The sequence below is a fragment of the Streptomyces sp. NPDC031225 genome, from assembly GCF_055570355.1.
In genome coordinates this window covers 208,656-227,351 of sequence record NZ_JBVIHJ010000002.1, presented here as the reverse complement: position 1 = coordinate 227,351, position 18,696 = coordinate 208,656, and the positions used below count along the sequence as shown (strand labels likewise).

At 70.5% G+C, this 18,696-nt stretch carries 18 protein-coding genes; 10 read left to right on the top strand and 8 right to left on the bottom strand.

Annotation, left to right across the window (positions count from 1 at the left end):
- The first annotated feature begins 84 nt into the window (after window positions 1–84).
- On the top strand, window positions 85–993 hold the full coding sequence (locus ACZ48Z_RS03840) for a polysaccharide deacetylase family protein (RefSeq protein WP_468734177.1): 909 nt from the start codon (window positions 85–87) through the stop codon (window positions 991–993).
- Window positions 990–1,781, top strand: coding sequence for a polysaccharide deacetylase family protein (locus ACZ48Z_RS03835; RefSeq protein ID WP_468734176.1), 792 nt, complete (start codon window positions 990–992; stop codon window positions 1,779–1,781). The genes ACZ48Z_RS03840 and ACZ48Z_RS03835 overlap by 4 nt, the downstream gene beginning before the upstream one ends.
- A gap of 18 nt (window positions 1,782–1,799) precedes the next feature.
- Here the strand turns inward: ACZ48Z_RS03835 and ACZ48Z_RS03830 are convergent, their stop codons facing one another.
- Entirely contained in the window at window positions 1,800–2,075 is a 276-nt protein-coding gene (locus ACZ48Z_RS03830) for a hypothetical protein (protein WP_468734175.1), read from the bottom strand.
- A 234-nt stretch (window positions 2,076–2,309) separates the two neighbouring features.
- Here ACZ48Z_RS03830 and groES point away from each other — a divergent pair, with 234 nt between their 5' ends.
- Together groES and groL are read left to right on the top strand one after the other, a co-directional pair.
- Window positions 2,310–2,618, top strand: coding sequence for a co-chaperone GroES (gene groES / locus ACZ48Z_RS03825; RefSeq protein WP_007384130.1), 309 nt, complete (start codon window positions 2,310–2,312; stop codon window positions 2,616–2,618).
- Window positions 2,619–2,770: 152 nt separating this feature from the next.
- Window positions 2,771–4,396: a chaperonin GroEL gene (gene groL / locus ACZ48Z_RS03820; RefSeq protein WP_468734174.1), complete on the top strand. Its 1,626-nt coding sequence runs from the start codon at window positions 2,771–2,773 to the stop codon at window positions 4,394–4,396.
- An 82-nt stretch (window positions 4,397–4,478) separates the two neighbouring features.
- On the opposite strand, the gene ACZ48Z_RS03815 is transcribed toward groL, so the two are convergent.
- The 3 genes from ACZ48Z_RS03815 to ACZ48Z_RS03805 all read right to left on the bottom strand — a co-directional run bounded on the left by ACZ48Z_RS03815 (window position 4,479) and on the right by ACZ48Z_RS03805 (window position 6,743).
- Window positions 4,479–5,168, bottom strand: coding sequence for an ester cyclase (locus tag ACZ48Z_RS03815; protein WP_468734173.1), 690 nt, complete (start codon window positions 5,166–5,168; stop codon window positions 4,479–4,481).
- A gap of 82 nt (window positions 5,169–5,250) precedes the next feature.
- Window positions 5,251–6,024 (bottom strand): SDR family NAD(P)-dependent oxidoreductase, encoded by a 774-nt coding sequence (locus tag ACZ48Z_RS03810; RefSeq protein ID WP_468734172.1) that lies wholly within the window; start codon window positions 6,022–6,024, stop codon window positions 5,251–5,253.
- Window positions 6,025–6,074: 50 nt separating this feature from the next.
- A complete protein-coding gene (locus ACZ48Z_RS03805) occupies window positions 6,075–6,743 on the bottom strand; it encodes an MOSC domain-containing protein (RefSeq protein ID WP_468734171.1) in 669 nt (222 codons plus the stop codon).
- Window positions 6,744–6,824: 81 nt separating this feature from the next.
- Here ACZ48Z_RS03805 and ACZ48Z_RS03800 point away from each other — a divergent pair, with 81 nt between their 5' ends.
- A complete protein-coding gene (locus ACZ48Z_RS03800; protein WP_468734170.1) occupies window positions 6,825–7,724 on the top strand; it encodes a LysR family transcriptional regulator in 900 nt (299 codons plus the stop codon).
- Window positions 7,725–7,785: 61 nt separating this feature from the next.
- Here ACZ48Z_RS03800 and ACZ48Z_RS03795 read toward each other — a convergent pair whose 3' ends face one another.
- Window positions 7,786–8,112 (bottom strand): WhiB family transcriptional regulator, encoded by a 327-nt coding sequence (locus ACZ48Z_RS03795; RefSeq protein ID WP_328749766.1) that lies wholly within the window; start codon window positions 8,110–8,112, stop codon window positions 7,786–7,788.
- A gap of 391 nt (window positions 8,113–8,503) precedes the next feature.
- Between ACZ48Z_RS03795 and ACZ48Z_RS03790 the strand changes: the two genes are divergently transcribed.
- The 4 genes from ACZ48Z_RS03790 (at window position 8,504) to ACZ48Z_RS03775 (ending at window position 12,872) form a co-directional block, all read left to right on the top strand.
- Window positions 8,504–9,115 (top strand): response regulator transcription factor, encoded by a 612-nt coding sequence (locus ACZ48Z_RS03790; protein WP_003948568.1) that lies wholly within the window; start codon window positions 8,504–8,506, stop codon window positions 9,113–9,115.
- A gap of 296 nt (window positions 9,116–9,411) precedes the next feature.
- Window positions 9,412–9,999, top strand: a complete 588-nt coding sequence (locus ACZ48Z_RS03785; RefSeq protein ID WP_328749767.1) for a sigma-70 family RNA polymerase sigma factor — start codon at window positions 9,412–9,414, stop codon at window positions 9,997–9,999.
- A 139-nt stretch (window positions 10,000–10,138) separates the two neighbouring features.
- Complete coding sequence (gene guaB, locus ACZ48Z_RS03780; protein WP_468734169.1) at window positions 10,139–11,641, top strand: IMP dehydrogenase; 1,503 nt, start codon at window positions 10,139–10,141, stop codon at window positions 11,639–11,641.
- 106 nt (window positions 11,642–11,747) lie between these two features.
- Window positions 11,748–12,872, top strand: coding sequence for a GuaB3 family IMP dehydrogenase-related protein (locus ACZ48Z_RS03775; protein ID WP_468734168.1), 1,125 nt, complete (start codon window positions 11,748–11,750; stop codon window positions 12,870–12,872).
- Window positions 12,873–13,101: 229 nt separating this feature from the next.
- Here ACZ48Z_RS03775 and ACZ48Z_RS03770 read toward each other — a convergent pair whose 3' ends face one another.
- Together ACZ48Z_RS03770 and ACZ48Z_RS03765 are read right to left on the bottom strand one after the other, a co-directional pair.
- Complete coding sequence (locus ACZ48Z_RS03770; RefSeq protein ID WP_468734167.1) at window positions 13,102–13,701, bottom strand: hypothetical protein; 600 nt, start codon at window positions 13,699–13,701, stop codon at window positions 13,102–13,104.
- A 123-nt stretch (window positions 13,702–13,824) separates the two neighbouring features.
- A complete protein-coding gene (locus ACZ48Z_RS03765) occupies window positions 13,825–15,042 on the bottom strand; it encodes a nucleotide sugar dehydrogenase (RefSeq protein ID WP_468734166.1) in 1,218 nt (405 codons plus the stop codon).
- Window positions 15,043–15,366: 324 nt separating this feature from the next.
- Here ACZ48Z_RS03765 and ACZ48Z_RS03760 point away from each other — a divergent pair, with 324 nt between their 5' ends.
- Window positions 15,367–17,076 carry a glycerol-3-phosphate dehydrogenase/oxidase gene (locus tag ACZ48Z_RS03760; RefSeq protein WP_468734165.1) on the top strand — a complete coding sequence of 570 codons (1,710 nt, stop codon included), beginning with the start codon at window positions 15,367–15,369 and terminating at the stop codon, window positions 17,074–17,076.
- 94 nt (window positions 17,077–17,170) lie between these two features.
- On the opposite strand, the gene ACZ48Z_RS03755 is transcribed toward ACZ48Z_RS03760, so the two are convergent.
- The gene (locus ACZ48Z_RS03755; protein ID WP_468734164.1) at window positions 17,171–18,268 is read right to left on the bottom strand and encodes a serine hydrolase domain-containing protein; all 1,098 of its coding nucleotides are present in this window, start codon (window positions 18,266–18,268) and stop codon (window positions 17,171–17,173) included.
- Window positions 18,269–18,696: the final 428 nt, after the last annotated feature.

Here is an 18,696-nt window from a genome sequence, read left to right as displayed (position 1 = left end):
TCGGCCCGGGTGCGCTGCCGTGGCCTGCGAGGATCCGACCTCATGGGAACGGTAGGACAAACCTATAAAAACAGTGTCTTTTTGATGGCGCTCCGCAGCGGACTCGTCCTTCTGGCGGTGACTGCCCTCGTCTCCGGCTGCGCCCGGCCGGACGGGACCGACCTGCGGCGGCAGCAGCCCCACAAGGCACCCCCGGCCCCCGCCGCCCTCGCCCCCGCCTCGGACCTCCAGGCCGACAAGATCCGCATCCGGACCGCGAGGTGGCGCGACGAGCAGGCCCGGACCGCCGTCGCCAGGCGCTGGGGCCTGAGGAAGGCCCCCCTCACGGCCCCGCCCGCGCCCGTGGAGAAGCCGCACATCACCACCCGCCACGGCTTCGAGGTCGACGGCCACGAGGAGCAGGGACTCCCGCCGGTCTTCACCACGATCCCCACCCGGCAGAAGATCGTCTTCCTCACCATCGACGACGGCGCCGAGAAGGACCCCGTGTTCCTGCGCATGATGAGCGAGCTGAGGGTCCCGTACACCGCCTTCCTCAGCGACTACCTGGTCAAGGACGACTACGGGTACTTCGCGAAGATGCGGGACGCAGGGGTCGTGCTCGACAACCACACGCTCCACCACCCCTACCTGCCGGCGCTGTCGTACGCCCGCCAGAAGCACGAGATCTGTGGCATGCAGGACGTCATCGAGAAGCGCTACGGCACACGGCCCGCGCTCTTCCGGCCGCCCTACGGCAACTACAACGAGGACACCCTGCGCGCCGCGAAATCCTGCGGGGTCCGGTACGCGCCGATCTGGAACGAGGAGGTCTACGTGGATCACTGGGAGTACCGCGAGGACGACCAGAAGATCCACCCCGGCGACATCGTGCTCAGTCACTTCCGCGGCCGGGAGGACTGGAAGGGCACGATGCCCGACATGGTCCGCCGCTTCCTGGACAAGGTCACGGCCGAGGGCTACGCCGTCGCACGCATCGAGGACTACCTGTGAGACCGCGGACACTGGTCGCCGCCGGACTGGCGGCCCTACTGCTCACCGGCTGCGCCCCGTCCGTCGACCCCATCGAACGGCTGGGCAGGAAGGCGGCACAGCGGGTGGGGTCGTACGGGCCGGCCGGCGCGCACGGACAGCCGTACCGCCGCTGGGGCCTCACTGCGCCGCTGCCCGCGCCCCCGCGGCCCCCGGCGCGCCACGCGGCGGTGGGCCGGGGTGTCCCGCCGGTGGTGAAGCGGGTCAGGACGTCCGACAAGGTCGTCTTCCTCACCTACGACGACGGTGCCGAACGGGACCCGCGGTTCGTCGACATGGTCCGTGAACTGCGGCTCCCCGTCAGCATGTTCCTCACGGACAGCGTCGTCGGCCCCGGGTACGGCCACTTCGCGCGCCTGCAGTCGGTCGGCGCGAGCATCCAGAACCACACCCTCGACCACCCCGCCCTGCGCGGCCTGCCGTACACCGGCCAGCGCGCCGAGATCTGCGGCCAGCAGGACAAGACGAGGTCCCGCTTCGGCATCCGGCCCCGGTTCCTGCGCCCGCCCTACGGCACGTACGACGCGACGACCCTGCGTGCGGCGGCCGACTGCGGACTCTCGGCGATCGTGCTGTGGAGCGTCCCGGCCGAGGACGGCGGACCGCGGCGGCCGCTGCGCGCGGGGGACATCGTGTCGGTGGCGTCCGGTGACGCGACGGGCCCGACCCTGACGGAACGCACCACCACGGTCCTGCGGGAGATCCAACGACGGGGGCTGACGGTGGGACGGCTGGAGGACTACGTCTAAGGCCCATCGGGGGATGCCCTAACGCGCCGTGTGCACCGCCAGGGTCACGAAGAACAGCGCGACCATCCCGTGCGCCGCCCCGGTGTGCGGGCGCCCGCCCCGGAGGAAGAGCCCGGCCGCGGCCAGGGCCGGTACCGCGAACACGCCCGCGGCCACGGCGGCCGCCGTCCCCTGCCCGCGCATCCCCAGGAACAGGACGACCGTCAGCCCCAGCATGACCTCCGCCAGGACGAGGATCGTCAGGACGCAGCCGTCCGCCGCCGAGGAGACGGAGGCCGGGGCGCGGTCGGTCATGCCGTGACGGTACGGGAGAGACGCCCCGCGACACCCGGAAACGGCACGGACAGCGCGGCGAATTAGCAGTCCGCTTGACCGAGTGCTAATCGCGGTCATAGTCTCGGGTCTGGCACTCCCCACTGGAGAGTGCCAACACAGCGACGGGCAGGTCCGGCACCCGCGACGACGGATCCACCTGGTCGCCACCTCAGACAGTTAACCCCGTGAGTTCCCGAAGGGGGAGGTCGGATCGTGACGACCACCAGCTCCAAGGTTGCCATCAAGCCGCTTGAGGACCGCATTGTGGTCCAGCCGCTCGACGCCGAGCAGACCACCGCCTCTGGCCTGGTCATCCCGGACACGGCGAAGGAGAAGCCCCAGGAGGGCGTCGTCCTGGCCGTTGGCCCGGGCCGCTTCGAGGACGGTAACCGTCTTCCGCTCGACGTCTCCGTCGGCGACATCGTGCTGTACAGCAAGTACGGCGGCACCGAAGTGAAGTACAACGGCGAGGAATACCTCGTCCTCTCGGCTCGCGACGTCCTCGCGATCATCGAGAAGTAAAGGGGGTCTGGGGGGCGACCCCCAGAATTCCCAGTAACCCCAAGCACATCTTGCTTGTGAGCTGCGCCCCGGGCCCCCGCGACCTTATGAAGCCGGGCGTCTGGGGCGCAGTTCGTTTCACCCACGTTTTTCGAGAGGGCTGAACCGCTCCCATGGCGAAGATCCTGAAGTTCGACGAGGACGCCCGTCGCGCCCTTGAGCGCGGCGTCAACAAGCTTGCCGACACGGTGAAGGTGACGATCGGCCCCAAGGGCCGCAACGTCGTCATCGACAAGAAGTTCGGCGCCCCCACCATCACCAACGACGGTGTCACGATCGCCCGCGAGGTCGAGCTCGACGACCCGTACGAGAACCTCGGTGCGCAGCTGGTGAAGGAGGTGGCGACCAAGACCAACGACATCGCGGGCGACGGTACGACCACCGCCACCGTGCTCGCCCAGGCGCTGGTCCGCGAGGGCCTGAAGAACGTCGCCGCGGGTGCCTCCCCGGCGCTGCTCAAGAAGGGCATCGACGCGGCCGTGGCCGCGATCTCCGAGGAACTCCTCGCGACCGCCCGCCCGATCGACGAGAAGTCCGACATCGCCGCCGTGGCCGGTCTGTCCGCCCAGGACAGCCAGGTCGGCGAGCTCATCGCCGAGGCGATGGACAAGGTCGGCAAGGACGGTGTCATCACCGTCGAGGAGTCCAACACCTTCGGTCTGGAGCTGGACTTCACCGAGGGCATGGCCTTCGACAAGGGCTACCTGTCGCCGTACATGGTCTCCGACCAGGAGCGTATGGAGGCCGTCCTCGACGACCCGTACATCCTGATCAACCAGGGCAAGATCTCCTCGATCCAGGACCTGCTGCCGCTCCTTGAGAAGGTCATCCAGTCGGGTGCCTCCAAGCCGCTGCTGATCATCGCCGAGGACGTCGACGGCGAGGCCCTGTCGACCCTGGTCGTCAACAAGATCCGCGGCACCTTCAACGCGGTCGCCGTCAAGGCCCCCGGCTTCGGTGACCGCCGCAAGGCGATGCTGCAGGACCTGGCGGTCCTCACCGGCGCCACGGTCATCTCCGAGGAGGTCGGCCTCAAGCTCGACCAGGTCGGCCTGGACGTGCTCGGCAGCGCCCGCCGCGTCACCGTCACCAAGGACGACACCACGGTCGTCGACGGTGCCGGCGACTCCTCCGAGGTCACGGGCCGCGTCGCCCAGATCAAGGCCGAGATCGAGAACACCGACTCCGACTGGGACCGCGAGAAGCTCCAGGAGCGCCTCGCGAAGCTGGCCGGCGGCGTGTGCGTGATCAAGGTCGGCGCCGCCACCGAGGTGGAGCTGAAGGAGAAGAAGCACCGTCTGGAGGACGCCATCTCCGCGACCCGCGCCGCGGTCGAGGAGGGCATCGTCTCCGGTGGTGGCTCCGCGCTCGTCCACGCCGCCAAGGTCCTCGAGGGCGGTCTGGGCAAGACCGGCGACGAGGCCACCGGTGTCGCCGTCGTCCGCAAGGCCGTCGTCGAGCCGCTGCGCTGGATCGCCGAGAACGCCGGCCTGGAGGGTTACGTCATCACCTCCAAGGTCGCCGAGCTCGACAAGGGCCAGGGCTTCAACGCCGCGACCGGCGAGTACGGCGACCTGGTCAAGGCCGGTGTCATCGACCCGGTCAAGGTCACCCGCTCCGCCCTGGAGAACGCCGCCTCCATCGCCTCCCTCCTCCTCACGACCGAGACCCTGGTCGTCGAGAAGAAGGAAGAGGAGGAGCCGGCCGCCGGTGGTCACAGCCACGGCCACTCCCACTGAGCCCACAGCTCGAAAAGGAGCCCCCGCCCCCTCACCGAGGGAGCGGGGGCTTTCCCCTTCGCGGGTCACGGGAGTCGCGCCGTCATTCTCCGAGCACCCCCAGCTGTTCCATCAGCCCCGCCAGGTCGTACTGCCACCATCCCTCGTGGATCCTCCCGTCCCGGAACCGGTGCCAGGTGGTCCCGGTCATGGTCACGTTCTGCCCGGTCGCGGCGATGCCCACGAACTCACCGGTGTGCTTTCCGGCCCAGGTCCAGCGGGTGCACACCCGGTCGTCCTGGGCGATCTGGTCGTCCACCCGGAAGGTGAACTCGAAGGCCCGCCGCCACCCCTCGTACTCCTCGCGCGACGCCGCCAGTCCCAGATCCCCGGGACGGGACGGGAGGTGGTCCCGGAAGTCCTCGTCGAACCGTTCGAACAGCTCCGCGGTGTCACCGCGCCCGGCCCGCTCGAAGAACTCCCGCGCGACGACCGTGTTGAGCTGCTCGTCCCGCACCACGTCGAGATCCGTGAACGTGGGCGGCGCGTCGCACAGCGCGACCATGTCCTGGAAGATCCTCTCCGTCTCCGGCAGCCCGGAGTTGCGCATCGCGTCCTCGTACGACGGGAACTCCACGATCTCGACGACGTGCGACGCGTCGGCCCGGTCCTTCCCGACCACCGCATGCGTCGCGGTGCGCTTCCCCTTGGTCCGCTCGACCCAGGTGTCCATCAGCCGGTCCATCTCGTCGAAACGGCTGGTCCTGCACTCGATGAGCTGTACGAAGGTCATGACACCATCGCCTCCGGCCCCCCTGGATCCGGTAGTACGCCCCCATTGTCCGCCCTGCGGTGCCCGCGCGCGCGAGCCGGACCTACTGCGGCCCGTACTTCCGCCCCGTCTTCGACGTGATCCCGCCCAGCAACCCCCGGGGCGCCACCTTCACGACCCCCATGAGCGCCTTGTAACGGGGGTCCGGGATCGACAGGGACTTGCCGCGGGCCAGGTCGGCGAGGGCGGCGGCGACCAGCTTGTCCGCGTCGAGCCACATCCAGCCGGGGATGTTGTCCGTGCCCATCCCGGCCCGCTGGTGGAACTCCGTGCGCACGAAGCCGGGGCACAGGGCCATCAGCCGTACGCCGGTCCCCGCCAGGTCCTTCGCCGCGCCCTGGGTGAACTGCACGACCCACGCCTTCGAGGCGCCGTACGTCCCGCGGGGCACGAACGCCGCCACCGAGGCGACGTTCACGACACCGCCCCGCCCGCGCTCCCGCATCGCCTCCGTCGCCGCCGACGTCAGCCGCAGCACCGCCTCGCAGTGCACCTTGAGCATCTTCAGCTCGTCGGCCATGGAGACGTCGAGATAACGGCCCTTGTTGCCGAAGCCCGCGTTGTTGACCAGGAGGTCGACCGGGGACCTGCGGTCGGAGAGACGGGCGCCGACCGCCTCGATGCCGGGGTCCGTGGCGAGGTCGGCGGTGAGGACCTCCGCCTCGATGCCGTGACGGTCGTGGAGCTCGGTCGCCTGCTCCTGGAGCCGCTTGGTGTCGCGGGCCACCAGCACCAGGTTGTGCCCGTCAGCCGCCAGCCGTCGCGCGAACGCGGCACCGATGCCCGCGGTCGATCCCGTAATCAATGCCGTTGTCATGGCGCAAGGTTAATGACCGGGACCGACGGAGTCCGCCTGCCGAGGGCCCGTCAGGCGCCGTGCTTCTCCACGTAGTCGAGTGCCCACTGCCGCAGCTCCGGATGGAGTGCCTCGCCGGCCGCCAACAGCCTTGGCTGGAGCGTCCGTTCGGTGGTCATCGCGCGGAACGCCAGGGCGACCGTCACCTCGTGGTCCGGTCGGTGCACGATCTCGACGGCGTCCCCGGCACGGATCTCACCGGGTGCGATCACCCTGAGATACGCCCCCGGCGCGCCCTTCTGCGTGAACCGCTTCACCCACCGCTGCTCGCCCATGTGGCCCTGGAAGGTGCCGCACGGGATACGCGCGCAGGTGACCTCCAGCACCACGTCGGGCCCGATGCGCCAGCGTTCGCCGATCAGTGCCCCGGAGACGTCGACGCCCCGCGTCGTGAGGTTCTCGCCGAAGAAGCCGTCGGCCAGCGTGCGCCCCAGTTCGCGCTCCCAGTCGTCCATGTCCTCGCGGGCCATCGCGTACACGGCCTGGTCGTCGCCGCCATGGTGCTGCTTCTTGCACACCGCGTCCCCGGCCAGCGCGCTCCCGCCGACGCCCTTGGGGCCCGGTGCCGCCACCCGCACGGGCCCGTCGACCGGCCGCTTGTCGATACCGGTGACCCCCTCCGGGTTGTCCGTGTACGTCACGGCTTTCGCGCCGCCCAGATTCACCGACAGAAGCTTCATGAGGGGCACGGTAGGCGACCGGCGCCCAAAGGTGCTGTGCATTATTCGGCGGTACATCAAAGCGGCGCTTATCCTCGAAAGGTGATCGAAGCCCGTCATCTCCGTGTCCTGCGTGCCGTCGCCGCCACCGGCTCCTTCTCGGCCGCGGGGCGCGAACTGGGCTGCACCCAGCCCGCGGTGAGCCAGCAGATGAAGGCCCTGGAGACGTCCGTCGGCACGCCGTTGCTGATCCGCAGCGGGCGCGGGATGCGGCTGACGCAGGCGGGGGAGGCGCTGGTGCGGCACGCCGCCGGGATCCTGGCCGGGCTCACGGCAGCCGAGGAGGAGGTCGCCGCCATCGCCGGGCTCCGGGCCGGCCGCGTGCGGCTGGTCTCCTTCCCCAGCGGCAGCTCCACCCTCGTCCCCACCGCCCTCGCCGCCCTGCGCGCCGCGCACCCCGGCACCCGGGTCTCCCTGGAGGAGGCCGAACCGCCACACTCCGTCGGCCTGTTGCGGGAGGGCGACTGCGACCTCGCGCTCGCCTTCCGGTACGAGGGGGCCGCGGGCGGCGACGAGTGGGACGACCTCGTCGTACGTCCCCTGCTGACCGACCGGCTCGTCGCCCTCGTGCCGGAGCGGCACCGGCTCGCGCGCGCCGGGTCCGTGGCCATCGGGGAGCTGGCCGGGGAGCCGTGGATCGCCGGATGCCCGCGCTGCCGGGGCCAGTTGGTCGAGGTGTGCGAGGGCGCAGGATTCACGCCCCGCATCGACTTCGCCACCGACGACTATCCGGCGGTCATCGGCCTGGTGGGCGCGGGCCTCGGCGTCGCCGTCCTGCCCCAGCTGGCCATCGAGTCGGTACGGCCACGAGGGGTGCGCACGGTCGCGCTGGAACCGGCGGTCCGGCGGGAGATCGTCGCGCTCACCCTGCCCGACCTGGCGCAGGTGCCGGCGGTGGCGGCGACGCTGGAGCAGCTCGCGGTCGCCGCGGGCCGAAAGTAGCGGGGACCGGAAGTAGAAGAGAGGGCACGCGGTCGCGTGCCCTCTCTGGAGAAACGTTCCTTCAGTTGTTCGATACGCCGCTCCCGACGGATGCCGCGGACACCAGCCGGTGCCGAGCCCGTCCCATGAGCTCCTCGCGCTCGTCCTCGGTCAGCCCGCCCCACACGCCGTACGGCTCTCTCACCGCCAGTGCGTGCGCCGCGCACTGCGCGCGCACCGGGCATCTCATGCAGACCTCCTTGGCCGAGTTCTCGCGAGCGCTTCGAGCCGCACCGCGCTCGCCCTCCGGATGGAAGAAGAGCGAGCTGTCCACGCCGCGGCAGGCAGCCAGGAGCTGCCAGTCCCACAGGTCCGCGTTCGGTCCGGGAAGGCGGGAGAAATCTGCCATTGCGTGACCCCTTGTAACCGATCTGGGAGGTTGTCGAACTGTGCGGTGTCCAAGACCGTACGTCTACGATCTAAGGAGATGAAAATATGACTCATTGCGAATCTAGCCTCAGACACCAGGAAATGGGAAGAAAAGGGTCTGAATGGGGCATGGGTTGTGATGAAACGTTGTGGGTCCACCGCGCATGTCTGCACCGTGTCCGCGCCCTCACGTAGAGTGCCGAAGACGGTGCACGGCCCCGTAACTCTTTCGGGTGACCGTCGTTGAGAGTACGGAGGCGGTTGAAGACAGAAGTGCTCGGGCAGGCGTCCGAGACGGTCGACCGCACAGGTGACGATTTCGTACCAGCCTGGAGGCTCAAGGTGACGTGCATCAGCTGCGGAGGACGGCCATGACATCCGTCCTCGTCTGCGACGACTCCCCGCTTGCCCGAGAGGCGCTCCGCCGCGCGGTCGCGACCGTGCCCGGCGTCGAGCGCGTGACGACCGCGGCCAACGGCGAGGAAGTCCTCCGCCGCTGGGGTGCGGACCGTTCGGACCTGATTCTGATGGACGTACGCATGCCCGGTCTGGGCGGCGTCGAGACCGTGCGCCGGCTGCTGTCCGCCGACCCCGGTGCGCGCATCATCATGCTCACCGTCGCGGAGGACCTGGACGGCGTGGCGCTCGCGGTCGCCGCCGGTGCGCGCGGCTATCTGCACAAGGACGCGTCGCGTGCCGAGCTGCGGGCCACCGTGACGCAGGCGCTCGCCGACCCGACCTGGCGGCTCGCCCCGCGGCGGCTGCGGTCCGCCGAGATGGGCGCGGCCCCGACGCTCACAGCCCGTGAGATCCAGGTGCTCGAAGGCATGAGTCACGGCCGTTCCAACGCGGAGATCGGGCGGGAGCTCTTCCTCTCCGAGGACACCGTCAAGACACATGCCCGCCGGTTGTTCAAGAAGCTCGGGGCCTCGGACCGGGCGCACGCTGTCGCACTCGGGTTCCGCTGGGGCCTGGTGCGCTGAGCATTCCGTCGCCCGAGGTCGTAGTAAGACTGCGGGCTGTTCATGGCTGGTCGTGCGGTTCCCCGCGCCCCTGACGGGGCGCGGTTGCGAGGTCCGTCAAGTGACTCCTTCGGTGCCCGCTCCTTGTTTCGGCGCGGATGCCGCATCCTTGAGATGTGGAGTCTCTCGGGGACGATTCGATCGAGCGGAAGGGGAGGGCGCAGGGAATGAGTTCCGGCGCACCTGCTCATAACGCTTCGGTGCACAACAACCAGCGCGATGCCACGGATCCTTCGACGCCGGGGCACCATGGACCGATGCGTGACGACGAGGCTGCTCATCCCCATGGGGCGATCGGTGCGCTCGTCCACAGTGCGGTGGAAGGGGATGAGCAGGCCACGCACGACCTGCTCGCCCATGTCCACCCGCTGGCCCTGCGCTACTGCCGCACCCGGCTGTCCCGTCTGCCGGGCGATGCCCGGCACTTCGTGGAGGACCTCGCGCAGGAGGTCTGCGTAGCCGTCCTCCTCGCCCTGCCGCGCTACCGGGACACCGGGCGCCCCTTCGAGGCGTTCGTCTTCGCCATCGCCGCGCACAAGGTCGCCGACCTGCAGCGCGCCGCGATGCGTCACCCCGGTTCCACGGCCGTCCCCTCGGACGAGATGCCCGAGCGGCCCGACGACTCGCTCGGCCCCGAGGAGCGGGCCCTGCTGAGCAGCGACGCCGAATGGGCCAAGAAACTGATGGCCAACCTTCCCGAGAACCAGCGCGAGCTGCTGCTGTTGCGCATCGCCGTGGGGCTGACGGCGGAGGAGACGGGCCAGATGTTGGGAATGTCACCCGGTGCGGTCCGGGTGGCCCAGCACCGGGCGCTGAGCAGGCTGCGGGCCCTGGCCGAGCAGTAGTTGCCCGGTTGAACGGCGGGTGCGGCCGTTCCGTACGAACACACGAAGCCAGAGGCCGTTCCACGCTGTGGAATGTGCCACCCCCGCTTCCCGTTAGCATGGACATCCGCACCGATCAAGGCCATTTGGGGAAGGTGTCATGACTGCAAACGTCGACGGAGTGCCCGAGAAATTCGCGACGCTCGGGCTGACCTACGACGACGTGCTGCTGCTGCCGGGCGCATCCGAGGTGCTCCCCGGCGCGGTCGACACCTCGTCCCGCATCTCCCGCAACGTCCGGGTGAACATCCCGCTGCTCTCGGCGGCCATGGACAAGGTGACCGAGTCCCGCATGGCCATCGCGATGGCCCGCCTCGGTGGCGTCGGCGTGCTGCACCGCAACCTGTCCGTCGAGGACCAGGTCAACCAGGTCGACCTGGTGAAGCGGTCCGAGTCCGGGATGGTCACCGACCCGATCACCGTGCGCCCGGAGGCGACCCTCGGTGAGGCCGACGCCCTGTGCGCCAAGTTCCGCATCAGCGGCGTCCCGGTCACCGACGCGGCCGGCAAGCTCCTCGGCATCGTCACCAACCGGGACATGGCCTTCGAGTCGGACCGCAGCCGTCAGGTGCGCGAGGTCATGACGCCGATGCCGCTGGTCACCGGCCGGGTCGGTATCTCCGGCACCGACGCCATCGACCTGCTGCGCAAGCACAAGATCGAGAAGCTTCCGCTCGTCGACGACTCCGGTGTCCTCAAGGGCCTGATCACCGTCAAGGACTTCGTCAAGGCGGAGAAGTACCCCAACGCCGCCAAGGACTCCGAGGGCCGGCTCCTCGTCGGTGCCGCCGTCGGCGCCAGCCCCGAGGCCCTGGAGCGCGCCCAGGCGCTCGCCGCGGCCGGCGTGGACTTCCTGGTCGTCGACACCTCGCACGGCCACAACAGCAACGCCCTCAGCTGGATGTCGAAGATCAAGTCGAGCGTCGGCGTCGACGTGATCGGCGGCAACGTCGCCACCCGTGACGGCGCCCAGGCGCTGATCGACGCCGGTGTCGACGGCATCAAGGTCGGTGTCGGACCGGGCTCCATCTGCACCACCCGTGTGGTCGCCGGCATCGGTGTCCCGCAGGTCACCGCCATCTACGAGGCCTCCCTCGCCGCCCGTGCCGCGGGCATCCCGCTGATCGGCGACGGCGGCCTGCAGTACTCCGGCGACATCGGCAAGGCGCTCGCCGCCGGCGCCGACACCGTGATGCTGGGCTCGCTGCTGGCCGGCTGCGAGGAGTCCCCGGGCGAGCTGCAGTTCATCAACGGCAAGCAGTTCAAGTCGTACCGCGGCATGGGATCCCTGGGTGCCATGCAGTCCCGCGGCCAGGGCCGGTCGTACTCGAAGGACCGCTACTTCCAGGCCGAGGTCTCCTCCGACGACAAGCTCGTGCCCGAGGGCATCGAGGGCCAGGTGCCCTACCGCGGCCCGCTGGCCAACGTGCTGCACCAGCTCGTCGGCGGACTGCGCCAGACCATGGGTTACGTGGGCGCGGCCACCATCGGCGAGATGGAGACCAAGGGCCGCTTCGTGCGGATCACCTCCGCGGGTCTCAAGGAGAGCCACCCGCACGACATCCAGATGACCGTCGAGGCGCCGAACTACAGCCGCAAGTAGGCATCGGTCGACAAGGGGCGGCCCCGGGAGACATCCGGGGCCGCCCTTGTCGTACCCGTCGGCGATACTGGAAGACGCTGAACGCATCAGGGAAAGGCCACACATCGTGACTGAGATCGAGATCGGGCGCGGCAAGCGCGGCCGCCGGGCGTACGCCTTCGACGACATCGCCGTCGTCCCCAGCCGTCGTACGCGCGACCCGAAGGAGGTCTCGATCGCCTGGCAGATCGACGCCTACCGGTTCGAGCTGCCCTTCCTGGCCGCCCCCATGGACTCAATCGTCTCCCCGGCCACCGCGATCCGCATCGGTGAGCTCGGCGGCCTGGGCGTGCTGAACCTCGAAGGCCTGTGGACGCGGTACGAGGACCCGCAGCCGCTGCTCGACGAGATCGCCGGGCTTGACGTGGACAACGCCACCCGCCGTCTCCAGGAGATCTACGCCGCTCCCATCAAGGAGGAGCTGATCGGGCAGCGCATCAAGGAGGTGCGCGACTCGGGCGTGGTCACCGCGGCCGCGCTCTCCCCCCAGCGCACGGCGCAGTTCTCCAAGGCCGTCGTGGACGCGGGCGTCGACATCTTCGTCATCCGCGGTACCACGGTCTCGGCCGAGCACGTCTCGGGTTCGCACGAGCCGCTGAACCTGAAGCAGTTCATCTACGAGCTCGACGTCCCGGTGATCGTCGGCGGCTGTGCGACGTACACGGCGGCCCTGCACCTGATGCGCACCGGCGCGGCGGGCGTGCTGGTCGGCTTCGGCGGCGGCGCGGCACACACCACGCGCAACGTGCTGGGCATCCAGGTCCCGATGGCGACGGCGGTCGCGGACGTGGCCGCCGCCCGGCGTGACTACATGGACGAGTCCGGCGGCCGGTACGTCCACGTGATCGCCGACGGCGGTGTCGGCTGGTCCGGCGACCTGCCCAAGGCCATCGCCTGCGGCGCCGACGCGGTGATGATGGGCTCGCCGCTCGCCCGCGCCACGGACGCGCCGGGCAAGGGCAACCACTGGGGCATGGAGGCGGTGAACGAGGAGCTGCCGCGCGGCAAGAAGGTCGACCTCGGCACGGTCGGCACGATCGAGGAGGTGCTGGCGGGTCCGTCGCACATCCCCGACGGCTCCATGAACTTCTTCGGAGCGCTGAAGCGGGCCATGGCGACGACCGGGTACAGCGAGCTGAAGGAGTTCCAGCGCGTCGAGGTGACGGTGGCTGACTCGCAGCACAAGCGGTAGGGCCCACGGCGGTTCGAGGGCCGGCCATCCCGGGTGGGGTGGCCGGCCCTTCGCGTGCCCTGACGGCTGTGCGAGGCGGGCGGCGCGTGGGGTGGTGCGCGGTTGCTTTCAGGTGGAAACGGGCAGGTCAGCCGGGGCGAGGGCGATAACGTCCGCGTCGGCGCCCCAGGTTTCCCACGCGCCCCCCTTCACAACCGATGCGCCGCCCCTTCGCCGGGCACCGGCAGCGTCAGAGCGCCGCCTTCCTGGCGCCGGTGAAGGCGACATACGCGGCGATCGCGAAGAACACGAACGTCAGCGGGTCGGCGTCCGCCTTCCAGGCCTCCTGGAGGACGTCGAAGTGCTGGAAGAAGAGTTCGCTGAAGCTCAGCGTGGTCTCCTTGGCGCCGATGATGCCCTCGCCCACCAGCTGGCCGATGTAGACGGCGCCCAGCGACAGGACCGCGCTCGCGACCGGCAGCACGGGGTTGCGGCCACCGAGACGCCCTGCGGCGAGGCCTACCAGGAAGCCGACGCCGACCGCCGCCCAGCCGATCTCGTGCTTGGTCAGGCCGATGATCGCGCCGTAGACACCGCCGGCGACAACGGCGGCGACGAAGGCGGCCACCAGACCGAGGCCGATGTTGTTGCGCACGGGAGCGGGGGCGGGGACGGCCCCGTACGGGACCCCCGGTGCCGGAGGCGGGGGTACGGCGCCCGGCTGCGGGGCGGACGGAGCACCGTCGGCAGGCTGCTGCGCGTACGGGTTGCCGTCGACCGGCTGGGTCTGGGGCTGCGGCTCGGCAGGCTCGACAGGCGGCTGGGCAGGCGGTGGTGCTGACTGGCTCATGACAGAAATCCCCCCACGGGATGGAACAAACGGAATGGTGAAGCAGAGAAGCGTGCGCACGACTGTGCGACGAGTGAGGGGAGATTAACAGGTGGGTCCGACAGAGCCACCGGTGTTTTGACGTCAGAGGCGGTGCGCCGCTCCTGTCGGTGTGGCCCCCCGCGTGTCCAGCAGCAGCTGCGCCTTCACCGACAGTCCCTGCAGGTCGTACGTCCGGTGCTGCTGGAGCAGGATCGTCAGGTCCGCGTCGGCCGCCGCCTCGTAGAGGGAGTCCGCGCGGGGGACCGGGCGGTCCAGGACGCTCCAGGACGGGATGTGCGGGTCGTGGTAGCTGACGGACGCGCCGAGTTCCATCAGGCGTACGGCGACCTCCTGGGCGGGGGTGCCCTGCTGGTCGGCGAGGTCGGGCTTGTAGGTGACGCCGAGGAGGAGGACCCGGGCGCCGCGCGCGGACTTGCCGTGCTCGTTGAGGAGGGCGGCGGCGCGCTGGACGACGTAACGGGGCATCTGGTCGTTGACCTGCCGGGCGAGTTCGACCATGCGCAGGGTGCGGCCGCCCGCGGGGCCGCCGCCGGTCAGGTCGCGGGAGACCGCGTGGCCGCCGACGCCGGGTCCGGGACGGAACGCCTGGAAGCCGAAGGGCTTGGTCTCCGCGCAGCGGATGACGTCCCACAGGTCGACGCCGAGGTCGTGGCAGAGGACGGCCATCTCGTTGACGAGGGCGATGTTGACGTGCCGGAAGTTGGTCTCCAGGACCTGGACCGTCTCGGCCTCACGCGGGCCACGCGCGCGTACCACCTTGTCGGTGAGGCGCGAGTAGAAGGCGGCGGCGGATTCCGTGCACGCGGGCGTGAGGCCGCCGATCACCTTGGGGGTGTTGGCGGGTGTGAAGTCGCGGTTGCCGGGGTCGACGCGGCTGGGGGAGTAGGCGAGGTGGAAGTCGCGGCCCGCACGCAGGCCCGAGCCCTCCTCCAGGATCGGGCGCAGGAACTCCTCGGTGGTGCCCGGGGGCACGGGGGACTCCAGGATCACCGTGGTGTGCGGGCGCAGGCGCTCGGCGAGGGTACGGGCCGCCGCCTCGACCTGGCTCAGGTCCAGACGGCCGTCCGGGTCCGGCGGGGTCGGTGCGCAGATGACCGCCGTGCGCACCCGGCCGAGTTCGGCGGGGCCCGCGGCCGTCCGGAAGCCCCCCGAGAGCATCCGGCGCAGTTCGGCGGGGCTGAGGGAGCCGGCCTCGGGACCGGTGCGGTAGCCGAGGGTGGCGATGCCGGCGGCGACGGCGGCCTGGGCCAGCGGCAGTCCGTAGGGGCCGAGTCCGATCACGGCGAGATCTGCGGGCATGGCGGGGGCCGTCCTTCCCAGTAACCGAAGCGGGACAGGTGCGCAAGCCCGGTGGACTGGATGAGCGAGCGCAATGTCAGACTAGGAGTAAATATGACCGAAATACGGGATTGATTCCGTGTGTCGTCCCATGGGCCGGGGAGTCCGAAGGGCGGACGGCTTCAGGGGCCGCGATCCGCGCTCTTGTGTGGCCTTCGGGGTACACGACGGTGAAAGTTATCCACAGGCTGAGGGTGACTGGTGGCCGAAGTCGGGCAAGCCGGTCAGACTTTGGGCACGGGTGGATACGTGCGGGGCCGACGTGACCGACAGCTGGAGGCAGTGGTGAGGACAGCGACACTGGGGCCGGCGCAACGCGCCGAGTCACTCGCATCAATGGCCGAGCGCGAACTGGACATCCTGGTGGTGGGAGCCGGCGTGGTCGGTGCGGGAACCGCGCTCGACGCGGTGACCCGGGGCCTGTCCGTGGGGCTGGTCGAGGCGCGTGACTGGGCGTCGGGCACCTCCAGCCGCTCCAGCAAGCTGATCCACGGCGGCCTGCGCTATCTGGAGATGCTCGACTTCGCCCTCGTACGTGAGGCGTTGAAGGAGCGCGGACTGCTCCTCGAGCGGCTCGCCCCGCATCTCGTGAAGCCCGTGGCCTTCCTGTACCCCTTGCAGCACAAGGGCTGGGAGCGGTGGTACGCCGGCTCGGGCGTCGCGCTCTACGACGCCATGTCGATGGCCCGCGGGCGCGGCCGGGGTCTGCCCACGCACCGGCACCTGAGCCACCGTCACGCCCTGCGCGTCGCGCCCGCCCTGCGCAAGGACGCACTGGTCGGGGCGCTCCAGTACTACGACGCCCAGATGGACGACGCCCGCTTCGTGGCGACCCTCGTGCGCACGGCGACCGCCTACGGCGCGAAGACCGCCAACCGCGCCCGTGTGACCGGGTTCCTGCGTGAGGGCGAGCGCGTGGTCGGGGCGAAGGTGCAGGACGTCGAGGCGGGCGGGGAGTACGAGATCCGCGCCAAGCAGGTGGTCAACGCGACCGGGGTGTGGACCGACGACACCCAGGCGATGGTCGGGGAGCGGGGACAGTTCCACGTCCGCGCCTCCAAGGGCATCCACCTCGTCGTGCCCAAGGACCGCATCAACTCCTCCAGCGGACTGATTCTGCGCACCGAGAAGTCCGTGCTGTTCGTCATCCCCTGGGGCCGGCACTGGATCATCGGCACGACCGACACCGACTGGGACCTCGACAAGGCGCACCCCGCCGCGTCCAGCGCCGACATCGACTACCTGCTGGAACACGTGAACTCGGTGCTCGCCGTGCCGCTCACGCGGGACGACGTGCAGGGCGTGTACGCGGGCCTTCGGCCGCTGCTCGCCGGTGAGTCGGACGCCACCAGCAAGCTCTCGCGCGAGCACACCGTGGCCCATCCGGTGCCGGGGCTCGTCGTGGTGGCGGGCGGCAAGTACACGACCTACCGGGTGATGGCCAAGGACGCCGTCGACGAGGCGGTGCACGGGCTCGACGCCCGGGTCGCGGAGTGCGTCACCGAGGACGTGCCACTGGTGGGCGCCGAGGGATACCGGGCGCTGTGGAACGCGCGGGCGCGGATCGCGGCCCGCACCGGGCTGCACGTCGTCCGCGTGGAGCATCTGCTGAACCGGTACGGCGCCCTCGCGGAGGAGGTCCTCGACCTCATCGCCTCGGACGCCACCCTGGGCGAGCCGCTGCACGCCGCCGACGACTACCTGCGCGCCGAGGTCGTCTACGCCGCCTCGCACGAGGGCGCGCGGCACCTGGACGACGTGCTGACCCGGCGCACCCGCATCTCCATCGAGACCTTCGACCGGGGCGTGCGCTCGGCCCGCGAGGCCGCCGAACTGATGGCGCCGGTGCTGGGCTGGGACAAGGACCAGATCGAGCGCGAGGTCGAGCACTACGAGAAGCGGGTGGAGGCCGAGCGGGAGTCGCAGCGGCAGCCGGACGACCTGACGGCGGACGCGGCGCGGCTGGGGGCGCCGGACATCGCGCCGTTGTTGTAGCCCGCTGGAGGGCGGGCGGCGAGGGGGGCGGGGTCGGTCCGCATCACTCGAACGAGTGTCGCGGGCCGGGATCTTCGTTCGGAACCCGCTCGTTCTACGAGGTGCGGGGGCAGAACTCGGCGGCGAGCAGGGCCGGTTCGAGGTCGGGATCCGCGATCGACGTCGTGTTCACACGGAAGGTGAGGACACGACGGCCGTCGACCGTGGCTGCGGTGCGCACGTAGCTGCCGGTGATGCGGCCGTTGTGCCCCCACACCGTCGTGCCGCACGGCAGCTTCACCGGGAACAGTCCCATGCCGTACAGGCCGTGTGCGGTGCGGGTGTCCGTCATCTCGCGCAGCCAGTGCGGGGAGAGCAGCCGGCCGCCCAGCAGTGCCGCGTAGAAGCGGTCCAGGTCGGCGAGCGTGGTCACCAACTCGCCCGCGGCTCCGGCCACCCGGGGGTCGAGTGCGGTGACGTCGGTCCCGTCGGCGGTGTAGGCGCGGCCGTGCGGGGAGGGGAGGGAGGTGCGCGAGCCGGGAAAGGAGGTGCCCGTCAGACGGAGCGGGGCGATGACGCGCCGCTCGGCCTCGGTGGCGTAGGAGTTGCCGGTGACCTGCTTGATCACCATGCCGAGCACGACGTAGTTGGTGTTCGAGTACGCGTAGCGGCCGGGGGCGGCCGGGGGGTGGGTGAGCGCGATGCGGACGGCTTGAAGCGGGGTGAGGGGGACCAGGCCACGGGTGTCCGCGGTGAAGTCGTGCAGGCCGCTGGTGTGGGTGAGGAGTGCGCGCAGGGTCAGTGCGCGGCCGTCGTTGCCCGCTCCGCGCACCAGGCCCGGCAGGTGCTGCTCCACGGTGTCGGACAGCTTCAGCCGGTGTTCCGCGGCCAGTTGGAGGACGACCGTGGCGATGAAGGTCTTGGTGAGGCTGCCGGCGCGGAAGTGGTCGGCGCGGGCGATTCCCGGGCCCGCCTCGGCGTAACGGGTGCCGCCCTGTTCCCGGGCCAGGAGCGCCGCGGCGGGAGCGTCGCCGTGCGTGACCAGCAGGGGGAGCAGCGCGTCCGTGGGCGGGGTCGTGGGCTGGGTCGGGGTCGTGGCTGGGGTGGGGGTGGAGGGCGGGGGCGAGGGCGGGGGAGCGGAGAAGGCCGCCGGGGCCAGGGCGAGCAGCGCCAGGGACACCGGGACCGCCAGGAGTGTCCGGAGCGGTGGCATGGGGGATGGGGGCCTTTCTTGTCGGGTCCATCATGCGGGGTCGGGCGGTGGGGTGGTCGGGGTGGGCGGGCCGTTGCGGTGGGCGGGTGGCCGTAGGGGTGGGTTGGCAGCTGGGTTGCCGTGGGGTGGGCCGGCGTTCGCGGTCGCAGGGCGGGGGTTTTGCCTGGTCCGCGGGGAAGTCCACGGGGGAGCGCGGTCCGGCGTGCACAGGGCTGGGTGCCAACTCGGCTGTGATTTCGGGGCAATGGGTGGCGAAGGGGAGTGAGTGGAGGGAGCTGTGGAGGGAGGGGTGCCGCGGTGTGGCGGGACCTGTGTGTCGGCGTTGTCGGGCCGTACCGCGGGTGGGGCGGAGCCAGGGGCACCCTGGGCGTCGGCCACTTGTCGGGTGAGGGACAATGGAGGCTCTGTCAGGGCGGGTTCATGAGGGG

Excerpts from the sequence above, each read along its gene's own strand:
- ACZ48Z_RS03840 (WP_468734177.1), top strand. The coding sequence starts at position 85 with ATGGCGCTCCGCAGCGGACTCGTCCTTCTGGCGGTGACTGCCCTCGTC.
- ACZ48Z_RS03830 (WP_468734175.1), bottom strand. The coding sequence starts at position 2,075 with ATGACCGACCGCGCCCCGGCCTCCGTCTCCTCGGCGGCGGACGGCTGC.
- groL (WP_468734174.1), top strand. The coding sequence starts at position 2,771 with ATGGCGAAGATCCTGAAGTTCGACGAGGACGCCCGTCGCGCCCTTGAG.
- ACZ48Z_RS03815 (WP_468734173.1), bottom strand. The coding sequence starts at position 5,168 with ATGACCTTCGTACAGCTCATCGAGTGCAGGACCAGCCGTTTCGACGAG.
- ACZ48Z_RS03810 (WP_468734172.1), bottom strand. The coding sequence starts at position 6,024 with ATGACAACGGCATTGATTACGGGATCGACCGCGGGCATCGGTGCCGCG.
- ACZ48Z_RS03805 (WP_468734171.1), bottom strand. The coding sequence starts at position 6,743 with ATGAAGCTTCTGTCGGTGAATCTGGGCGGCGCGAAAGCCGTGACGTAC.
- ACZ48Z_RS03795 (WP_328749766.1), bottom strand. The coding sequence starts at position 8,112 with ATGGCAGATTTCTCCCGCCTTCCCGGACCGAACGCGGACCTGTGGGAC.
- ACZ48Z_RS03790 (WP_003948568.1), top strand. The coding sequence starts at position 8,504 with ATGACATCCGTCCTCGTCTGCGACGACTCCCCGCTTGCCCGAGAGGCG.
- ACZ48Z_RS03785 (WP_328749767.1), top strand. The coding sequence starts at position 9,412 with ATGCGTGACGACGAGGCTGCTCATCCCCATGGGGCGATCGGTGCGCTC.
- guaB (WP_468734169.1), top strand. The coding sequence starts at position 10,139 with ATGACTGCAAACGTCGACGGAGTGCCCGAGAAATTCGCGACGCTCGGG.
- ACZ48Z_RS03770 (WP_468734167.1), bottom strand. The coding sequence starts at position 13,701 with ATGAGCCAGTCAGCACCACCGCCTGCCCAGCCGCCTGTCGAGCCTGCC.
- ACZ48Z_RS03765 (WP_468734166.1), bottom strand. The coding sequence starts at position 15,042 with ATGCCCGCAGATCTCGCCGTGATCGGACTCGGCCCCTACGGACTGCCG.
- ACZ48Z_RS03755 (WP_468734164.1), bottom strand. The coding sequence starts at position 18,268 with ATGCCACCGCTCCGGACACTCCTGGCGGTCCCGGTGTCCCTGGCGCTG.